Below are 17,731 nucleotides of genomic sequence, written 5' to 3'. Positions count from 1 at the left end.
TGCGTGTAGAATGGCGTGCTTTTTGAACCGTCGCCCGACGATAACTTTTGCAGCGCTCTGGAGAATTCTATGCGTAAGCAGTACGCCTTGCTGGCCGCGGCATTTATGGTTCCTGCGCTGGCGCAGGCCGATGAAGCCACCGTGAAAGAGGTTCATGACGCACCAGCAGTGAAGGGCAGTATTATCGCTAACCTGCTGGAAAAACACGATAACCCATTCGTGCTTTATCCCTATGAAAATAACTATCTGCTTTACACCTACACCAGCGACATGAATAAAGAGGCGATTTCCTCTTACAACTGGGCAGACAAAGCGAAAAAGGATGAAGTAAAATTCCAGCTCAGCCTGGCGTTTCCGCTGTGGCGCGGCATTTTGGGTGACAACTCGGTGCTGGCCGCGTCGTATACTCAGCGCTCCTGGTGGCAGTTGTCGAACCGGGGGGCTTCATCACCGTTTCGTGAAACCAACTATGAGCCGCAGATTTTTCTCGGCTGGGCCACCGACTATTCGCTGGGCGGCTGGACATTACGCGACGTCGAGCTGGGTCTGAATCATCAGTCAAATGGCCGCAGCGATCCCACGTCACGCAGCTGGAACCGCGCTTACGCCCGTCTGATGGCGGAGAACGGCAACTTCCTGGCGGAAATCAAACCCTGGTATCGTCTGCCGGAAAGTGCCAGCAACGACGATAACCCGGACATCACCAAATACATGGGCTACTACCGCGCGAAGCTGGGCTATATGCTCGGCGACAGTATTTTCAGCGTGGAAGGCAACTACAACTGGAATAGCGGCTACGGCGGTGCAACCTTCGCTTGGAGCTATCCGATTTCTGAACACGTGCGCTTTTACACGCAGCTGTTCAGCGGTTATGGTGAATCCCTTATTGACTATAACCATCGCCAGACGCGTCTTGGCGTCGGCGTAACGCTTAACGATCTGTTCTAACCAGTCAAAACAGGATTACCGTGGCAACATCGGCAGTGCTTAATCAGGAAATGCTGGCGCAGCAGGTATTACAGGATACCTTCGGCTATCAGCAGTTCCGTCCGGGTCAGCAAACCATCATCGAAACCGCGCTGTCAGGGCGCGACTGCCTCGTGGTGATGCCGACCGGCGGCGGCAAATCGCTGTGCTATCAAATCCCGGCGCTGGTGCGCGACGGGTTGACGCTGGTGGTTTCGCCGCTGATTTCACTGATGAAAGATCAGGTCGATCAGCTGCTGGCGAACGGCGTGGCGGCGGCGTGCCTTAACTCGACGCAGACGCGTGAGCAGCAGCAGCAGGTGTTTGCGGACTGCCGCAGCGGCAAACTGCGGCTGCTGTACATCGCGCCGGAACGTCTGATGATGGATAACTTCCTCGACACCCTGCAGCACTGGAATCCGGTGATGCTGGCCGTCGATGAAGCGCACTGTATTTCGCAGTGGGGCCACGATTTTCGTCCGGAATATGGCGCGCTCGGTCAGCTGCGCCAGCGCATTCCGCAGCTGCCGGTGATGGCGCTGACCGCCACCGCCGATGAAGCCACGCGTAACGACATCGTGCATCTGCTGCAGATGCACGATCCGCTGATTCAGATCAGCAGTTTTGACCGTCCCAACATTCGCTACACGCTGGTGGAGAAGTTCAAGCCTACCGAGCAGCTGCTGCGCTATGTGCAGGATCAGCGCGGCAAAAGCGGCATCATCTATTGTAACAGCCGCGCCAAAGTGGAAGACACCGCTGCGCGTCTGCAGAGTCGCGGCATCAGCGTTGGCGCTTATCATGCTGGCATCGACAGCGAGCAGCGCGCACGCGTGCAGGAAGCGTTTCAGCGTGACGATTTGCAAATCGTGGTCGCGACCGTGGCGTTCGGCATGGGCATCAACAAGCCCAACGTGCGTTTTGTGGTGCACTTCGACATTCCGCGCAATATCGAATCCTACTATCAGGAGACCGGCCGCGCCGGGCGTGATGGCCTGCCGGCGGAAGCGATGATGCTGTACGACCCGGCCGACATGGCGTGGCTCCGTAAGTGTCTGGAAGAGAAAGCGCCCGGGCCGCTGCAGGATATTGAACGCCACAAACTCAACGCCATGGGCGCGTTTGCCGAGGCGCAAACCTGCCGTCGTCTGGTGCTGCTTAACTACTTTGGTGAAGGTCGCCAGCAGCCGTGCGGCAACTGCGATATCTGCCTCGATCCGCCGCGTCGCTATGACGGCCTGGTCGAAGCGCAAAAAGCGCTGTCGGGCATTTATCGTACCGGGCAGCGTTTTGGGATGAGCTATATTGTTGAAGTTTTGCGCGGCTCAACCAACCAGCGCATCCGTGATAACGGCCACGACAAACTGCCGGTGTACGGCCTCGGGCGCGAGCAGAGTCAGGAGCACTGGGTCAGCGTGCTGCGCCAGCTGATCCATCTGGGCATGGTGACGCAAAACATCGCCATGCACTCGGCGCTGCAGCTCACCGAGGCCGCGCGCCCGGTGCTGCGTGCTGAAGTGCCGCTGATGCTGGCGGTACCGCGCACCGTGACGGTGAAAAGCCGCAGCAGCGCGCCAAAAGTCTACGGCGGCAATTACGATCGCAAGCTGTTCGCCAAGCTGCGTAAGCTGCGTAAAGCCATCGCCGACGAAGAGAATATTCCGCCTTACGTGGTGTTTAACGACGCCACGCTGATTGAAATGGCAGAACAAATGCCGGTCAGCGCTTCAGAGATGCTGAGCGTGAACGGGGTCGGTCATCGCAAACTGGAGCGCTTCGGTAAGCCGTTCCTGCTGATGATCAAAGAACATCTTGATGAAGAATAAGGGAAATAAACCATGCTGATGTTATTTGCCACCGTCGCGCTGGTGCATCTGGTTGCGCTGATGAGTCCGGGACCGGACTTCTTTTTTGTCTCACAGACCGCCGCCAGCCGCTCGCGCAAAGAGGCGATGATGGGCGTGCTCGGCATTACGCTGGGGATTGTGATTTGGGCCGGTGTCGCGCTGATGGGCCTGCATCTGATTCTGGAGAAAATGGCGTGGCTGCATGAAATCATCATGGTCGGTGGCGGGCTGTATCTGCTGTGGATGGGCTGGCAGCTGCTGCGCTCGGCGCGTCAGCGTCACAAGCAACCTCATACGGAAGCGCCGGTGGTTGAGCTGCCAAAGCGTGGCATGAGCTTCCTCAAAGGGTTTCTCACCAACCTGTCTAACCCGAAAGCCATCATCTACTTCGGCAGTGTGTTTTCACTGTTCGTGGGTAACGATGTGGGCGCGATTGAGCGCTGGGGCCTGTTCCTGTTGATCGTCGGTGAAACCTTTGCCTGGTTTACCCTGGTGGCGGCGATTTTTGCCCTGCCGTGGATGCGCGATAAGTATCAGCGGATGGCGAAGTGGGTGGACGGTATGGCGGGCGTGCTGTTTGCCGGGTTTGGTATTCACCTCATCATCTCCCGATAAGATCCCGAACCGTAGCGGCGCAATTTATTGCGCGTTTCAACTGGGCGCGATAAAGCGTGCCGCTACGATCAGTGCCAATCGTTACGCCATTTTACGTGCGCTGGCCAGCAGTGCGCCGACCGCCATAAACAAGCCACCAAACACCCGGTTCAGCAGCTTCATCTGCTTCGGACCTTTGATCCAGCCGGCAATGCGCGTCGCCAGCGTGGCGTAACCAATCATCACAATGATGTCGACCACGATGGTAGTCACGCCGAGCACCAGATACTGCATCAGCTGCGGCTGGTGCGGCACGATAAACTGCGGAAACAGCGCGGCGAGAAACACAATGCTCTTCGGATTGGTGAGATTCACCAGCAGCGCGCGCTGAAACAGACGACGACGCGGCATCGCTTTGGCCACCGCATTGAGATCGATTCCGCCCGCTGAGCGCCACTGCTGAATGCCAAGCCACACCAGATAGGCCGCGCCCGCCCATTTCAGTACCTCAAACGCCAGCACCGACTGCGAAAACAGCGCGCCCAGACCGGCGCCCACCAGCACAATATGCACGGCGAGACCCAGCTGTAATCCGGTAATTGAGGCTGCCGCACCGCGATAGCCGTGGCTGATGCCGGTGCTCATGGTGTTGATCGCGCCGGAACCGGGCGAGAGGCTGAGGATGGTCGTGGTTAACAGGTAGGTTAACCACCATTCAATGGTCATGGGTGACATTCCCTGAAGAGAGTGAAGTGTGACACAATACGCCAGAAAATCGCGCTGCGCTATTAAGTGCAGAGCCGCGTTTGACGTTTTTTCAGGGGGACGGATGCAGCAGCATAAACAGAGTTGGCTCGGACGTGAGCACGCTTTTTCAGCCTTTGCTACCGGTCCGCTGCTCGACTTCTGGCGTCAGCGTGAAGAGTGTGAATTCAGCGGCGTGGGCAATCTGACCATTCGCTATGTGCGCTTCACCTCACCGCAACACCGCCGTGTCATCCTGATTGTGCCCGGACGCATCGAAAGCTACATCAAATACCCCGAGCTGGCCTATGACCTGTTCCACTGCGGCTACGATGTGGTGATTATCGACCATCGCGGTCAGGGGCGTTCAGACCGGCTGCTGGCCGATTCGCATCGCGGTCACGTGGTGGAGTTCAGCGATTATGTCGACGATCTGGAAACGCTGTATCTGAAAGAGATCGTCAGCCATCACTATCAGCAGCGCTACGTGCTGGCGCACTCGATGGGCGGCGCAATTGTGGCGCTGTTTCTGGCGCGTCAGCCGCAGGCCTTCCACGCGGCGGTGTTTTGCGCGCCGATGTTTGGTATCGTGCTGCCGCTGCCGCCGTTTCTGGCGCACCGCATTCTCGACTGGGCGGAAAAGCTGCCCGCGCTGCGCGACGGCTACGCGCTGGGCACCGGACGCTGGCGCGCCAGCCCGTTTGGCATTAACCGGCTGACGCACAGTCGCGAACGTTATCGTCGCAATCTGCGCTTTTACGCCGACGATCCGGCGATTCGCGTCGGCGGCCCTACCTATCACTGGGTGCGGGAAGGGATTCAGGCCGGACGCCATATCCTTAATCAGGTGGCGCAGATTACGACACCGATTCTGCTGCTGCAGGCCAGTGAAGACGACGTGGTGGATAACCGCGCGCAGGATCTGTTCTGTGAGGCCATGGCGGCAGCGGGACATGCGGTGGAAGGCACCACGCCTTACATCATTCAGGGCGCGCGTCACGAGATCCTGTTTGAAACAGACGCCATGCGCGCCGAAGCGCTCAATGCGGTGGTCGACTTTTATCAGCGCCACCGTGACTAATGTATTCTTAGACATCAATACCAGAGGCCTACATGTACCACATCGTTGCATCCGACCTGGATGGCACGCTGCTTTCTCCGCAACATCGTCTGACGCCGTTTGCCCGCACCACGCTGCAGGAACTGGTGGCGCGCGATGTGCATTTTATCTTTGCCACCGGACGCCACTACATCGACGTCGGTCAGATGCGCGATAAGCTCGGCATTCCGGCGTATATGATCACCTCAAACGGCGCGCGCGTGCATAACGCCGACGGCGAACTGGTGTTCAGCCACAATCTGGACAGCGATATCGCCAGCGAGCTGTTTGGCCTGAAGTATCACGATGAGAAAATCCTGACGCACGTTTACCGCGACGATGAGTGGCACATCAGCCGCCATAATCCGCAGGAAGCGGAGTTTTTCCAGGAATCGGTGTTCACCTATCAGGTGTATCAGCCCGGCATGCTGGCCACCGACGGCATCAGCAAAGTGTTCTTCACCTGCGACGATCCGGATCATCTGGTTCCGCTGGAACAGGCGATTGAAGCGCGCTGGGGTGACCGGGTTAACGTCAGTTTCTCGCTGCCCACCTGTCTGGAAGTGATGGCTGGCGGCGTCTCGAAAGGGCACGCGCTGGAAGCGGTGGCGAAACAGCTTGGCTATTCGCTGAAAGAGTGCATCGCGTTTGGCGACGGCATGAATGATGTCGAGATGCTGAGTATGGCGGGCAAAGGATGCATCATGCGTAACGCCCATCAGCGCCTGAAAGATACCCTGCCGACGCTGGAAGTGATTGGCAGCAACGCCGATGACGCGGTGCCGCAGACGCTGCGCAAATTGTTCCTCGCCTGAATAAAACGGGCCGGTATTCACCGGCCCGCTCAGATTATGCCTGCTGCTGCTTGTGGCGATGCTCGCTGACCATGGTCAGCAGCAGTAACACCACCGCCAGCACCGATCCGACAATCATCACTAAGAAACCGCCGTCCCAGCCGAAGAAATCCACGGTATAACCGACAATCGCACTGGCTGCCACCGATCCGCCGAGATAGCCGAACAGACCGGTAAAGCCTGCCGCAGTGCCGGCCGCTTTTTTCGGGGCCAGCTCCAGCGCGTGCAGACCAATCAGCATCACCGGACCGTAGATCAGGAAGCCAATGACGATCATGCAGATCATATCCACGCCCGGATTGCCCGGCGGGTTCAGCCAGTAAATGATGGTGGCGATGGTCACCAGCGTCATGAAAAACACTCCGGTGGCACCGCGATTGCCGCGGAATACCTTGTCCGACATCCAGCCGCACAGCAGCGTGCCCGGAATCCCGGCGTATTCGTACAGGAAATAGGCCCACGAGGATTTATCCAGCGTGAAGTGCTTCACCTCTTTCAGATAGGTTGGTGACCAGTCGAGGATGCCGTAGCGCAGCAGATAAACGAACACGTTGGCCAGCGCGATGTACCACAGCAGCTTATTCGGCAGCACGTACTGCATGAAAATCTGCTTCGCCGTCAGCTCCTGTTCGTGGTTCTCGCTGTAATCCGGCGGATAGTCATTCTTCCATGCCTCAATCGGCGGTAGCCCGCACGACTGCGGCGTATCGCGCATCAGCGCAAAAGCGATGATGGCGACGAGGATGGCACCAAACGCCGGCATATAGAGCGCGGCTTTCCAGTCGTTAAACCACGCCATGCCGAGCAGGAACAGCAGCGGAGGAATGCCGCCACCCACGTTGTGCGCGCAGTTCCATACCGACACAATGCCGCCGCGCTCTTTCTGCGACCACCAGTGCACCATGGTGCGTCCGCACGGTGGCCAGCCCATGCCCTGGAACCAGCCACACAGAAACAGCAGCACAAACATCACCATGATGCTCGAGGTTGCCCACGGCACGAAGCCCATCACCAGCATCACGGCGGCGGCGAGAATCAGGCCGGCGGGCAAAAAGACCCGCGGGTTGGAGCGATCCGAGACCGATCCCATGATGAATTTGGAAAAACCGTAGGCGATGGAGATGCCGGAGAGGGCAAAGCCAAGGTCGCCGCGGGAAAAGCCCTGTTCGACCAGGTAAGGCATCGCCAGCGCAAAGTTTTTGCGCACCAGATAATAGGCGGCGTAGCCAAAGAAAATGCCGAAGAAGATCTGCCAGCGCAGACGACGATAGAGCGGATCGACGCGATCGTCCGCCACCTGGGGCTGGTGTGGTGCAGGTTTAAAAATACTCAACATCAGGATGGCCCTCCAGGGCGCAATATAGTTATCGATTCCCAGCAGGTTGGGGTAAAAAAAGTACGACAGCGAACAGAAAGCAACCTTTCCATTTCGCGCACAGAATAGAGATGGTTACGCGCAGTTACTGTGACGTGTGACACATATGTTACAGTTTTATGACAATAAAGAGCGATATAAACCAGTAAATGTTGGATTTCGCGCATTTGTGCCAGAATAACGGCGCGCTGCCTCATAAAAATTGCCGTCCGCCGGTCAACCCGCCATGCGGACGCGTGCCTGTTGACCGGGCAGTGAAGATGCGATCGTGTTTAATTTCATCACATGTCAACCAGATTATCCCGCCAGCGCGCTGTAGTTTGTTTACACTAGCGCCAGTGTTGAACTTTAGGATGCATAACCGTGCTGTTGCTGATCGTTACCACCATTCTGTGGGCTTTTTCTTTTAGTTTAATCGGGGAGTATCTGGCGGGGCAGGTGGATACCTGGTTCTCGGTGCTGATGCGTTTAGGCCTGGCGGCGCTGGTCTTTCTGCCGTTTCTGCGCTGGCGCGGTTACCGCGCCTCAACGTTGCTGCTCTATATGCTGGTGGGCATGCTGCAATTAGGCATCATGTATCTGATCAGCTTTGAGGCTTATCTCTATCTCAGCGTGCCGGAATTCCTGCTGTTTACGGTGATGACGCCGCTGTATGTCACGCTGATTTATGACCTGCTCAGCAAGCGCCCGCTGCGCATTGGCTATGCCTTTAGCGCGCTGCTGGCGGTGCTCGGTGCGGCCATTATCCGCTACGACAAAGTCAGCGATGATTTCTGGTTCGGACTGCTGCTGGTGCAGGCGGCTAACATCTGCTTTGCGATTGGCATGGTGGGCTATAAGCGCCTGCAGGAAGTCCGTCCAATGCCGCAGCACACCGCGTTCTCGTGGTTCTATCTCGGCGCGGTGCTGATCGCGGTAATCGCCTGGTGCATCTGGGGCAATCCGCACAAGCTGCCGACCACCACGCTGCAGTGGGGCGTGCTGGTGTGGCTGGGCGTGGCCGCATCCGGACTGGGTTACTTCATGTGGAACTACGGCGCGACCCAGGTCGATGCCGGGACGCTGGGCATTATGAACAACATGCACGTGCCGGCAGGATTACTGGTGAATTTGGCGATCTGGCAGGAGAAGCCGCACTGGCCGAGCTTTATCGCCGGGGCGATAGTGATTTTTGCGTCCCTGTACGTGCATAAACGCTGGGTACTGGGACACACGGCCAAAAGCAGCAGCTCAGGCGCTTAGCTTTTTTTCGCGGGTGTCGATGGCCGCTGAATCAGCGTTAAACCTTTCAGGAAGTTACGCAGAATCTGGTCACCGCACTCGCGATAATTTTTATGATCCGGGTTGCGGAAAATCGCGCCGATCTCGGCCTGTGACACCTTGAAGTTAGCCTTCAATAAGATATCCGGGATATCGGTGGTTTTCAGCGCGAAGGCGATGCGTAACTTCTTGAGAAAGATATTATTGTTCATGCGGCGCTCAACCGACGGGGCCGGTGCGTCTTCGCTTTTGCCGCGACGGTAGAAAATCAGACCGTTGAGGAAGTAACCCATCAGCACATCCGGCAGTTTACGAAACGCCTCATCGTCATCTTTCTTCAGCCACGCCTGCACATCTTCACGCGGTACTTCACTGCCCGCCAGCGCAAAAATCTCCACCACTTTGCTGTCGCTCAAATCCAGCATATAGCGCACGCTGCGCAGCACATCGTTATTGGTCATGGTGAAACTCTCCGGTAGCGGTTAAGGCGGCGCATTATAGAGCAGGCAGGGCGGGGATAACAGCACGGGCGACATTGGCCGCCCGCGGCATCAGGACGAGACCGGCTGCAGGGAGCCGGGGCGCGAGGCATCGCGTACGTAAGGCAGGTGCTCGCAGGCGTGCTGACGGGCAAAGCGCACAAAGGCTTCCAGCACCGGCTGCCGCTGCTCGCCGTCGCGCATCGCCGCGTATAAACGGCTCCACAATCCGTCGCCCAGCGTGCGCGTCACCACCAGCCCCTGGTGCTCAAAGCTCTCTACCACCCAGTGCGGCAGCGCGGCAATGCCCATGCCGGCCGACACCATCTGGATCAGCAGCAGTGTATTATCCACGCTCTTCAGCGCCGGGCTGACGCCGGCTGGCTGTAAGAAGTTACGCCACACGTCCAGCCGCTGACGCTGTACCGGATAGATCATCAGCACCTCATCGGCCAAATCTTCCGGCGTGATGTGGGCCAGCTGCGCCAGGCGGTGATCCGGCGCCAGCACCAGCCGCACCTCAAAATCAAACATCGGCGCATAGAACAAACCGCTGCGCGGCAGAATATCGGACGTCAGCACCACGTCCAGTTCGCCCTGCTGAAGCGCCGGCTGCGGATCAAAGGTCACGCCGGATTTGAAGTCCATCACTACCTGCGGCCAGCTCTGACGGAAATTGTTCAGGGCCGGCGTCAGCCACTGGATGCAGCTGTGGCATTCGATAGCGATGCGCAACGTGGTCTGATGCGGCTCATGACAGGCCTGCAGCGCCTGCTGGATCTGCGGCAGAATCTGCTCCGCCAGCTGTAACAGAATCTCTCCCTGCGGCGTAAAACGGAGCGGCTGGCTCTTACGCACGAACAGCCGGAAGCCCAGCCGCTGTTCCAGGTCGCTGAACTGGTGAGACAACGCCGATTGCGTCTGATGAAGCTGGGCGGCGGCGGCAGCCAGCGAGCCGGTGTGCCGTAACGCCTGCAGCGTCCGCAGGTGTTTGAGTTCGATCATGAGAGTCCTTCACATCGAGATTGAACAAATTGCGCTTGAGACACATACAGTACCCGCAGATTATAGCGGTGTAAACATCTGGACGGCTAAACATCTCAGTCAGACGCGACGGCCACTTTACCTTTGTCCAGCTAATACGCTCAGCGCACGGCAGGATTGCCCGCTGGATGAACGTAAATCGGTTGCTGCGACTGTCGCACAGCGAATAACTTCTGGAGAATCTCACATGACCATTCTGAACCATACTCTCGGTTTCCCTCGCGTCGGACTGCGCCGCGAACTAAAAAAAGCGCAGGAAAGCTACTGGGCCGGGAACAGCTCACAGGACGAACTGCTGGCGGTGGGTCGTGAACTGCGCGCCCGTCACTGGCAGCAGCAGAAAGACGCCGGTGTTGATCTGCTGCCGGTCGGCGATTTTGCCTGGTACGATCACGTACTGACTACCAGCCTGCTGCTCGGTAACGTACCGGCACGGCACCAGAATAAAGACGGCTCAATTGACCTCGACACCCTGTTCCGCATCGGCCGCGGTCGGGCGCCCAGCGGTGAGCCTGCGGCGGCGGCAGAGATGACCAAATGGTTTAACACCAACTATCACTATATCGTGCCGGAATTTACCCAGGGTCAGCAGTTCCGTCTCAGCTGGACGCAGCTGCTGGACGAGGTGGATGAAGCGCTGGCGCTCGGCCACGCCATCAAACCGGTGCTGCTGGGGCCGGTGACCTATTTGTGGCTGGGTAAGGTGAAAGGTGACGCCTTTGACCGCCTGTCGCTGCTGCAGGCCATTCTGCCGGTGTACCGTCAGGTGCTGGCTGAACTGCATCAACGCGGCATCGAATGGGTGCAGATTGATGAGCCGGCGCTGGCGCTGGAACTGCCGCAGGCGTGGCGCGAGGCGTTTAAACCGGCGTACGACGCGCTACAGGGCGAAGTGAAACTGCTGCTGACCACCTACTTTGACAGCATTGGTCAGAATCTTGATGTCATCAAAACGCTGCCGGTGCAGGGCCTGCACGTGGACCTGGTGCACGGCAAAGATGACCTTGAGCAACTCAACCAGCAGATCCCGGCGGACTGGCTGCTGTCGCTGGGGGTGATCAATGGCCGTAACGTCTGGCGCGCCGATCTCACCCGCTGGTTTGAGCGCCTGCAGCCGCTGATCGGCCAGCGTCAGCAACTGTGGATTGGATCTTCCTGTTCACTACTGCACAGCCCCATTGACCTGAGCGTGGAAACCCGTCTCGACGACGAGGTAAAAAGCTGGTTCGCCTTTGCGTTACAGAAGTGTACGGAGCTGTCGCTGCTGAGTCAGGCGCTGAACCAGCACGATGCCGCTGCGCTGCACGCCTGGAGCGCGCCGATTCGTGCCCGGGCAAACTCTGCTCGCGTGCATAACCCCGCCGTGGCGCAGCGTCTGGCGCAAATCCAGGCCAGAGACACTGAGCGCAACAGCAGCTACACCGTGCGTGCTCAGGCGCAGCGTCAGCGCTTTAACCTGCCGGCGTGGCCTACCACCACCATCGGTTCTTTCCCGCAGACCACCGAGATCCGCGGTCTGCGCCTTGACTTCAAAAAAGGCAACATTGACGGCGGCCACTACCGCACCGGTATCGCGGAACACATCCGGCAGGCGATTGCGGAGCAGGAGCGTCTGGGGCTCGACGTGCTGGTGCATGGCGAAGCCGAGCGTAACGACATGGTGGAGTACTTCGGCGAAAACCTCGACGGCTTTGTTTTCACGCAGAACGGCTGGGTACAAAGCTACGGCTCGCGCTGTGTTAAGCCGCCGGTGATCATCGGGGATGTCAGCCGCCCGCAGCCGATCACCGTCGAGTGGGCAAAGTATGCGCAGTCGCTGACCGACAAACCGGTGAAGGGCATGCTGACCGGACCGGTCACCATCCTGTGCTGGTCGTTCCCGCGGGAAGACGTGACGCGCGAAACCATCGCAAAACAGATTGCGCTGGCGCTGCGCGACGAAGTGCAGGACCTGGAAAAAGCCGGTATCGGCATCATTCAGATTGACGAACCGGCGCTGCGTGAAGGCTTGCCGCTGCATCAGTCTGACTGGGCAGCCTACCTGCGCTGGGCGGTGGACGCGTTCCGCCTCAACGCTGCGGTGGCGCAGGACGAGACGCAGATTCACACCCACATGTGTTATTGCGAGTTCAACGACATCATGGATTCGATCGCCGCGCTGGACGCCGACGTGATCACTATCGAAACCTCACGTTCTGATATGGATCTGCTTGATGCGTTTAAAGCGTTCGAATATCCCAATGAAATCGGGCCGGGCGTATATGACATCCACTCACCCAACGTACCGAGCGTGGAGTGGATGGAAGATCTGCTGCGCAAAGCGGCGCAGAGTATTCCGCAGCAGCGCCTGTGGGTGAACCCGGACTGTGGCCTGAAAACGCGCGGCTGGAGTGAAACGCGTCAGGCGCTGGCCAACATGGTAAAAGCGGCGCAGAAGCTGCGCGCCGAAATCGTTGGATGACAGGATAATACGTTGTGTTGTTGAGTTGGGGCGCGCTGGCGCCCCTTTTTTATTCCGCGTTCGGCGCGACGCCATACTGCTTAAACCACGCCAGCATGCGCTGCCAGCCATCCTGCGCGGAATCGGCGTGGTAGCTCGGACGATAGTCGGCGTTGAAGGCGTGGCCAGCTTCCGGATACACCACAATCTCGGCTTTGGCATTAGCCGCGTGCAGGGCCTGGCGCATCTTATCGATACTTTCCAGAGGAATGCTTTCATCCTGGCCGCCATACAGGCCCAGCACCGGTGCATTCAAATCCACTGCAATATCAATTGGATGTTTCTGCTGCTTCAGCGTTTTCTCGCCCTCCAGGCGACCGTACCAGGCGGCGGCGGCGCGCACCTGCGGATTATGGGCGGCAAACAGCCAGCTGATGCGACCGCCCCAGCAGAAACCGGTGATCGCCAGACGACGGATATCGCCGCCGTGGCGCGCCGCCCAGTTGGCCACGTGGTCGAGATCCGACAGTACCTGCGAATCCGGCACTTTGCTCACCAGCTCTTTGAACAGGGTGGGGATATCGTTGTAATCGTTGGGATCGCCTTCGCGGAAATAGAGCTCCGGCGCCACGGCGAGATAGCCTTCCAGTGCCAGACGGCGGCACAGATCGCGGATGTGCTCGTGCACGCCGAAAATTTCCTGCACCACCAGCACGACCGGCAGCGTGCCGCTAAACTGTTGCGGACGAGCATAATAAGCCGGCAGGTTCTCACCCTGGCTCGGCACGGACGTCTCGCCCGCGTGAATGGCGTCGCTGGCGGTAATGATGGTGCTGGCTGCGGTGGGCTGCACCGCTGGCGCAAAGCCGTCGGTGGCGGATTTTTGTGCCATATTGTCTTCGGTTTTCATGGTTCTCTCCGTGCTAGCAAGTGCGCAATCACGTAACTATAGCCTGGCCTTACGGCAAGGCTGGCGTAGGGTACGGGGGATGGTTAACCTGATCTGCTTCTCTATTAACACTGCCTTTTACGGTTACACAGCACCGCTTGTAGCAATTCAGCGCAGCAGACCGCTAATATGTGATTGGAGTCACACAATATCTTTAGTTCAATGTAACTTTCATTATTGATAGTGAATTCAGTCACATATTTATCCGGGCCGCTGACGTAAAGTGGCGCGCTTATTCCCCTTATCTTCCAGGAGTCTGATATGGCCCAGTCTGACGTTTTCCACCTTGGCATCACCAAAGCCGATTTGAAAGGAGCCACGCTGGCGATTGTTCCTGGCGATCCGGAGCGCGTGAAGAAAATCGCAGCGCTGATGGAGAATCCACAGCACCTCGCGTCGCACCGTGAATTCACCACCTGGCTGGCGGAGATCGACGGCAAACCGGTGGTTGTCTGTTCCACCGGTATTGGCGGTCCGTCTACCTCTATCGCCGTTGAAGAGCTGGCGCAGCTGGGCGTGCGTACCTTCCTGCGTGTGGGTACCACCGGCGCGATTCAGCCACACATCAACGTGGGTGATGTGCTGGTGACCACCGCCTCGGTCCGTCTGGACGGTGCCAGCCTGCACTTTGCGCCGATGGAATTCCCGGCGGTGGCTGACTTCGCCTGCACCACCGCGCTGGTGGCCGCGGCAGAAGCCTGCGGCGCGACCACGCATATTGGTGTCACCGCCTCGTCAGACACCTTCTATCCTGGCCAGGAGCGCTACGACACCTTCTCCGGACGCGTGGTGAGCCGCTTCCAGGGCTCGATGAAAGAGTGGCAGCAAATGGGCGTGCTTAACTATGAGATGGAATCCGCTACACTGTTAACCATGTGCGCCAGTCAGGGACTGCGTGCCGGCATGGTGGCTGGCGTCATCGTGAATCGCACGCAAAAAGAGATCCCGGATGCGGCCACTATGAAGCAGACAGAAAGCGATGCGGTGAAAATTGTGGTGGATGCCGCGCGTCGTTTACTTTAGCGCGCCAGTCAGGGAATGATTTCGAGACCAGGCTTATAGGGAGCTCAGCAATTGCCTGATTAGAATGCGCGCAATTTCAGCCGATTCTGAGAAATTTCCTATGCGCAAAACGATCTCTGTCCCACGTCCGGGTTTTACCAGCCGCCCTGCTGCAATGCAGGCCCGCGTTGAGAGTGCCGCCGCGCGCTTTCGTCAGGCAATGGCCGCGTCAGATTATCCTCTGGCGCGCCAGTGCTGCGAAGAAGTGCTGCGCGTCATGCCTAACCAGATGCAGGTGCTCAGCGACTACGCGCTGACGCTGATGCGCGTCGGCGAACATAAAAAATCCTACAAGATTTACCAGAAAATCTATCAGGCACCGGCGGCGCAGCGCGCGCAGGCGTCGGAAACCTGGCTGGATGGCCTGACGGAAGTGTGTGGCTGGCTGGATAAGAAAGATGAAGTGGCGCGTTATGGCCTGGAATCGCTCACCCAATCCGACGTGCGCTTCAGTCAGGGCGCGAAAGCGACTTTTCCCGCACCAGCTCCTGCGCCGATTAACCGCAGCAATCCGGCAGAAAATATCATCTCCTTCAGCCTGTACGGCGGTCAGCCGCGCTACTGCGAAACCCTGATTAAAAACGTTGAAGTGGCGCGCGAGCTCTATCCGGACTGGATGTGCCGCATCTATCTCGACGATAGTGTGCCGCAGCACGTGTGGCAGCGCCTGACCCAGCCAAACACCCAGCTGGTGGATATGTCGCAGGAGAAAACCATTTTCCCTACGCTGTGGCGCTTTCTGGTGATGGACGATGCCAGCGTAAAACGCTACATCGTGCGCGATGCGGATTCGCTGCTGTCAGAGCGCGAAGTGGCGGCCGTCGACGCCTGGCTGGCTTCGCCATTCTGGTTCCACCACATGCGCGATTATTATTCGCACACCGAGCTGTTACTGGCCGGCATGTGGGGCGGCTGTCACGGCGTGTTTCACAACGTGGAGCAGCAGATGCGCGACTTTATCGCGCAGTATGACGGCAGCGAGCGCTTTACCGACCAGTACTTCCTCAAGGTAGCGCTGTGGCCGACGGTGCGTGACAGCATCCTCAATCACGACGATATTTTTCACTTCCACCACGCGCAGCCGTGGCCGGCGCATGCGCCGATTCGCTGGCAGACCGACAGCTTCCACGTCGGCAGCAACGCCGGTTTCGCCAGCATGGCCGGCAAAGTGGCCAACGCCGAAAATGGCCAGCAGCAGGTGGAGCTGACCTACGGCGGCAACAGCTGGTGCTATCCGGCGAAGGTGAAAAGCGACAGCGAATGGGTGCTGCCGATGCCGTTTTTCCTGATCGACGCCTGGAAAGCCGGCGACCTGACCGTACGCGCCCTGTAGTTACCCGGACGGTGCCTATTGCGTCCGCGATAAAATCCGCGGGTTGCCATGAATGTTCTGGACATTCATACAGTGGCGCTCTACCTTCTCCTCAGCGAGACGATCCGCGGGGGGATTATGGATCAGCAACTTATCATCAGCGGCGCGCTGGCGCTGGCCGGTTTGGGCATTGGCTGGATTATTGCCCAGCTGCGCGCCGGCCATCAGCACGCCAGCTTCACCACCGAACGCCGCCTGCTGGAACAGGCGCAGCAGCGTCAGCAGCAGCAGCTGGAACAGCTGCAACAGCAACTGCAGCAGCGCGAACAGGAGCTGCGCCAGCTACACGGCACGCTAAGCGGCGCGCAGGAGCGCCTGCAGCAGCTGGATTACTGGCGGGCCGAGAGTGAGCAGCTCAGCCGCGAGCTGCGTAATCAGCTGGAAGTTAACAGTGCGCAGGAAGCCGAACTGCGGGAAGTCACCATTCGATTAGAAGAGACGCGTTTCGCCGCTGAGGAGAAGCAGCGTCTGCTGACCAACAGCGAACAGCGCCTGAGTGCGCAGTTTGAAAACCTCGCCAACCGAATCTTCGAAAACAGCGGAAAACGCGTCGACGAGCAGAACCGGCAGAGCCTCAACAGCCTGATCGGCCCGCTGCGCGAACAGCTGGACGGCTTCCGCCGCCAGGTCAACGATAGCTTCGGCCAGGAAGCGCGTGAACGCCACACGCTGGCGCATGAGATTCGTCAGCTGCAGCAGCTCAACGCGCAGATGGCGCAGGAAGCGATCAACCTCACCAAAGCGCTGAAGGGCGACAATAAAATTCAGGGCAACTGGGGCGAAGTGGTGCTTAGCCGGGTGCTGGAGGCCTCAGGCCTGCGCGAAGGCTACGAGTACCAGACCCAGGTCAGTGTGCAGCTGGAGCAGCAGGGCCGTATGCAACCGGATGTGATTGTGCGTCTGCCGCAGGGTAAAGATGTGGTAATTGACGCCAAAATGACGCTGATTGCCTATGAGCGCTACTTCAACGCCGACGATGAGCTGACGCGCGAGCAGGCGATTCAGGAGCACATCAACGCGGTGCGCGGCCATATCCGGCTGCTGGGGCGTAAAGATTATCAACAATTGCCCGGTTTACGCTCGCTGGATTATGTGCTGATGTTTATTCCGGTCGAACCGGCGTTTCTGCTGGCGATCGATCGTCAGCCGGAGCTGATCAGCGAAGCGCTGCAGCAAAACATTATGCTGGTCAGCCCGACCACGCTGCTGGTGGCGCTGCGCACCATCAATAATCTGTGGCGCTATGAGCATCAGAGCCGCAACGCGCAGCGCATCGCCGACCGCGCTGCGCGCTTGTACGACAAGATGCGGCTGTTTGTTGATGACATGAGCGGCATCGGGCATAGCCTCGACAAAGCGCAGCAGAGTTATCAGCTGGCGATGAAAAAGCTGGCGCATGGGCGTGGCAACCTGATCGCCCAGAGCGAGTCGTTTCGTGCGCTTGGCGTGGAGATCAAACGGCCCATCAACCCGCAACTGGCAGAGCAGGCGCAGCCCGACGCGGCGGATGATACATGGGCCGATGACAGCGAGCCCGCTGAAAATGCGGCAGATTCTTCCGCCGCTTCCCTGCGCCGCATCAACGAATAACACGCCGGTGGCGTGCTCGGATCGCCCGACTCTGATACACTTCGGGAAGTATTGTT

Annotated in this window: 15 protein-coding genes; 10 read left to right on the top strand and 5 right to left on the bottom strand. The window is 58.5% G+C overall.

Translation table 11 applies throughout. The features are described from left to right. Nucleotides 1-69: 69 nt before the first annotated feature. The 3 genes from pldA to rhtC are packed head-to-tail and all read left to right on the top strand — an operon-like array spanning nt 70 to nt 3,428. Entirely contained in the window at nt 70-948 is an 879-nt protein-coding gene (pldA, locus tag F3I21_RS18635) for a phospholipase A (protein ID WP_021506965.1), read from the top strand. Nucleotides 949-968: 20 nt separating this feature from the next. Beyond that, nucleotides 969-2,792 carry an ATP-dependent DNA helicase RecQ gene (gene recQ, locus F3I21_RS18630; RefSeq protein WP_104189194.1) on the top strand — a complete coding sequence of 608 codons (1,824 nt, stop codon included), beginning with the start codon at nt 969-971 and terminating at the stop codon, nt 2,790-2,792. A gap of 12 nt (nt 2,793-2,804) precedes the next feature. Continuing rightward, on the top strand, nt 2,805-3,428 hold the full coding sequence (gene rhtC / locus F3I21_RS18625) for a threonine export protein RhtC (RefSeq protein WP_021506963.1): 624 nt from the start codon (nt 2,805-2,807) through the stop codon (nt 3,426-3,428). 81 nt (nt 3,429-3,509) lie between these two features. Here the strand turns inward: rhtC and rhtB are convergent, their stop codons facing one another. Beyond that, nucleotides 3,510-4,133: a homoserine/homoserine lactone efflux protein gene (gene rhtB, locus F3I21_RS18620; RefSeq protein WP_021506962.1), complete on the bottom strand. Its 624-nt coding sequence runs from the start codon at nt 4,131-4,133 to the stop codon at nt 3,510-3,512. A 103-nt stretch (nt 4,134-4,236) separates the two neighbouring features. On the opposite strand from rhtB, the gene pldB reads away from it, so the two are divergent. Then, nucleotides 4,237-5,232: a lysophospholipase L2 gene (gene pldB, locus F3I21_RS18615; protein ID WP_058775518.1), complete on the top strand. Its 996-nt coding sequence runs from the start codon at nt 4,237-4,239 to the stop codon at nt 5,230-5,232. A 32-nt stretch (nt 5,233-5,264) separates the two neighbouring features. After that, the gene (yigL, locus tag F3I21_RS18610; RefSeq protein ID WP_150059513.1) at nt 5,265-6,065 is read left to right on the top strand and encodes a sugar/pyridoxal phosphate phosphatase YigL; all 801 of its coding nucleotides are present in this window, start codon (nt 5,265-5,267) and stop codon (nt 6,063-6,065) included. Nucleotides 6,066-6,099: 34 nt separating this feature from the next. Here the strand turns inward: yigL and glpT are convergent, their stop codons facing one another. Beyond that, a complete protein-coding gene (gene glpT, locus F3I21_RS18605; RefSeq protein WP_058758118.1) occupies nt 6,100-7,440 on the bottom strand; it encodes a glycerol-3-phosphate transporter in 1,341 nt (446 codons plus the stop codon). 402 nt (nt 7,441-7,842) lie between these two features. Here glpT and F3I21_RS18595 point away from each other — a divergent pair, with 402 nt between their 5' ends. After that, a complete protein-coding gene (locus F3I21_RS18595; protein WP_058771072.1) occupies nt 7,843-8,721 on the top strand; it encodes a carboxylate/amino acid/amine transporter in 879 nt (292 codons plus the stop codon). On the opposite strand, the gene F3I21_RS18590 is transcribed toward F3I21_RS18595, so the two are convergent. Together F3I21_RS18590 and metR are read right to left on the bottom strand one after the other, a co-directional pair. Then, nucleotides 8,718-9,200, bottom strand: a complete 483-nt coding sequence (locus F3I21_RS18590) for a DUF1456 family protein (RefSeq protein ID WP_021506956.1) — start codon at nt 9,198-9,200, stop codon at nt 8,718-8,720. The genes F3I21_RS18595 and F3I21_RS18590 overlap by 4 nt on opposite strands. A gap of 90 nt (nt 9,201-9,290) precedes the next feature. After that, a complete protein-coding gene (gene metR / locus F3I21_RS18585; protein ID WP_021506955.1) occupies nt 9,291-10,223 on the bottom strand; it encodes an HTH-type transcriptional regulator MetR in 933 nt (310 codons plus the stop codon). A gap of 226 nt (nt 10,224-10,449) precedes the next feature. Here metR and metE point away from each other — a divergent pair, with 226 nt between their 5' ends. Further along, the gene (gene metE, locus F3I21_RS18580) at nt 10,450-12,723 is read left to right on the top strand and encodes a 5-methyltetrahydropteroyltriglutamate--homocysteine S-methyltransferase (RefSeq protein ID WP_150059512.1); all 2,274 of its coding nucleotides are present in this window, start codon (nt 10,450-10,452) and stop codon (nt 12,721-12,723) included. A gap of 49 nt (nt 12,724-12,772) precedes the next feature. On the opposite strand, the gene F3I21_RS18575 is transcribed toward metE, so the two are convergent. Then, nucleotides 12,773-13,612, bottom strand: a complete 840-nt coding sequence (locus F3I21_RS18575; RefSeq protein WP_021506953.1) for a dienelactone hydrolase family protein — start codon at nt 13,610-13,612, stop codon at nt 12,773-12,775. A gap of 300 nt (nt 13,613-13,912) precedes the next feature. On the opposite strand from F3I21_RS18575, the gene udp reads away from it, so the two are divergent. From udp to rmuC, 3 genes are all read left to right on the top strand, one after another. Next, the gene (udp, locus tag F3I21_RS18570) at nt 13,913-14,674 is read left to right on the top strand and encodes a uridine phosphorylase (RefSeq protein WP_021506952.1); all 762 of its coding nucleotides are present in this window, start codon (nt 13,913-13,915) and stop codon (nt 14,672-14,674) included. A 100-nt stretch (nt 14,675-14,774) separates the two neighbouring features. Then, nucleotides 14,775-16,046 (top strand): tetratricopeptide repeat protein, encoded by a 1,272-nt coding sequence (locus F3I21_RS18565; protein ID WP_150059511.1) that lies wholly within the window; start codon nt 14,775-14,777, stop codon nt 16,044-16,046. 117 nt (nt 16,047-16,163) lie between these two features. Next, nucleotides 16,164-17,675, top strand: coding sequence for a DNA recombination protein RmuC (gene rmuC / locus F3I21_RS18560; RefSeq protein ID WP_150059510.1), 1,512 nt, complete (start codon nt 16,164-16,166; stop codon nt 17,673-17,675). Nucleotides 17,676-17,731 lie beyond the last annotated feature (56 nt).

Source organism: Pantoea sp. B_9, assembly GCF_008632015.1.
GTDB classification, from domain to species: Bacteria; Pseudomonadota; Gammaproteobacteria; order Enterobacterales; family Enterobacteriaceae; genus Pantoea; species Pantoea dispersa.
This window is presented reverse-complemented; position numbering and strand designations above follow the sequence as displayed.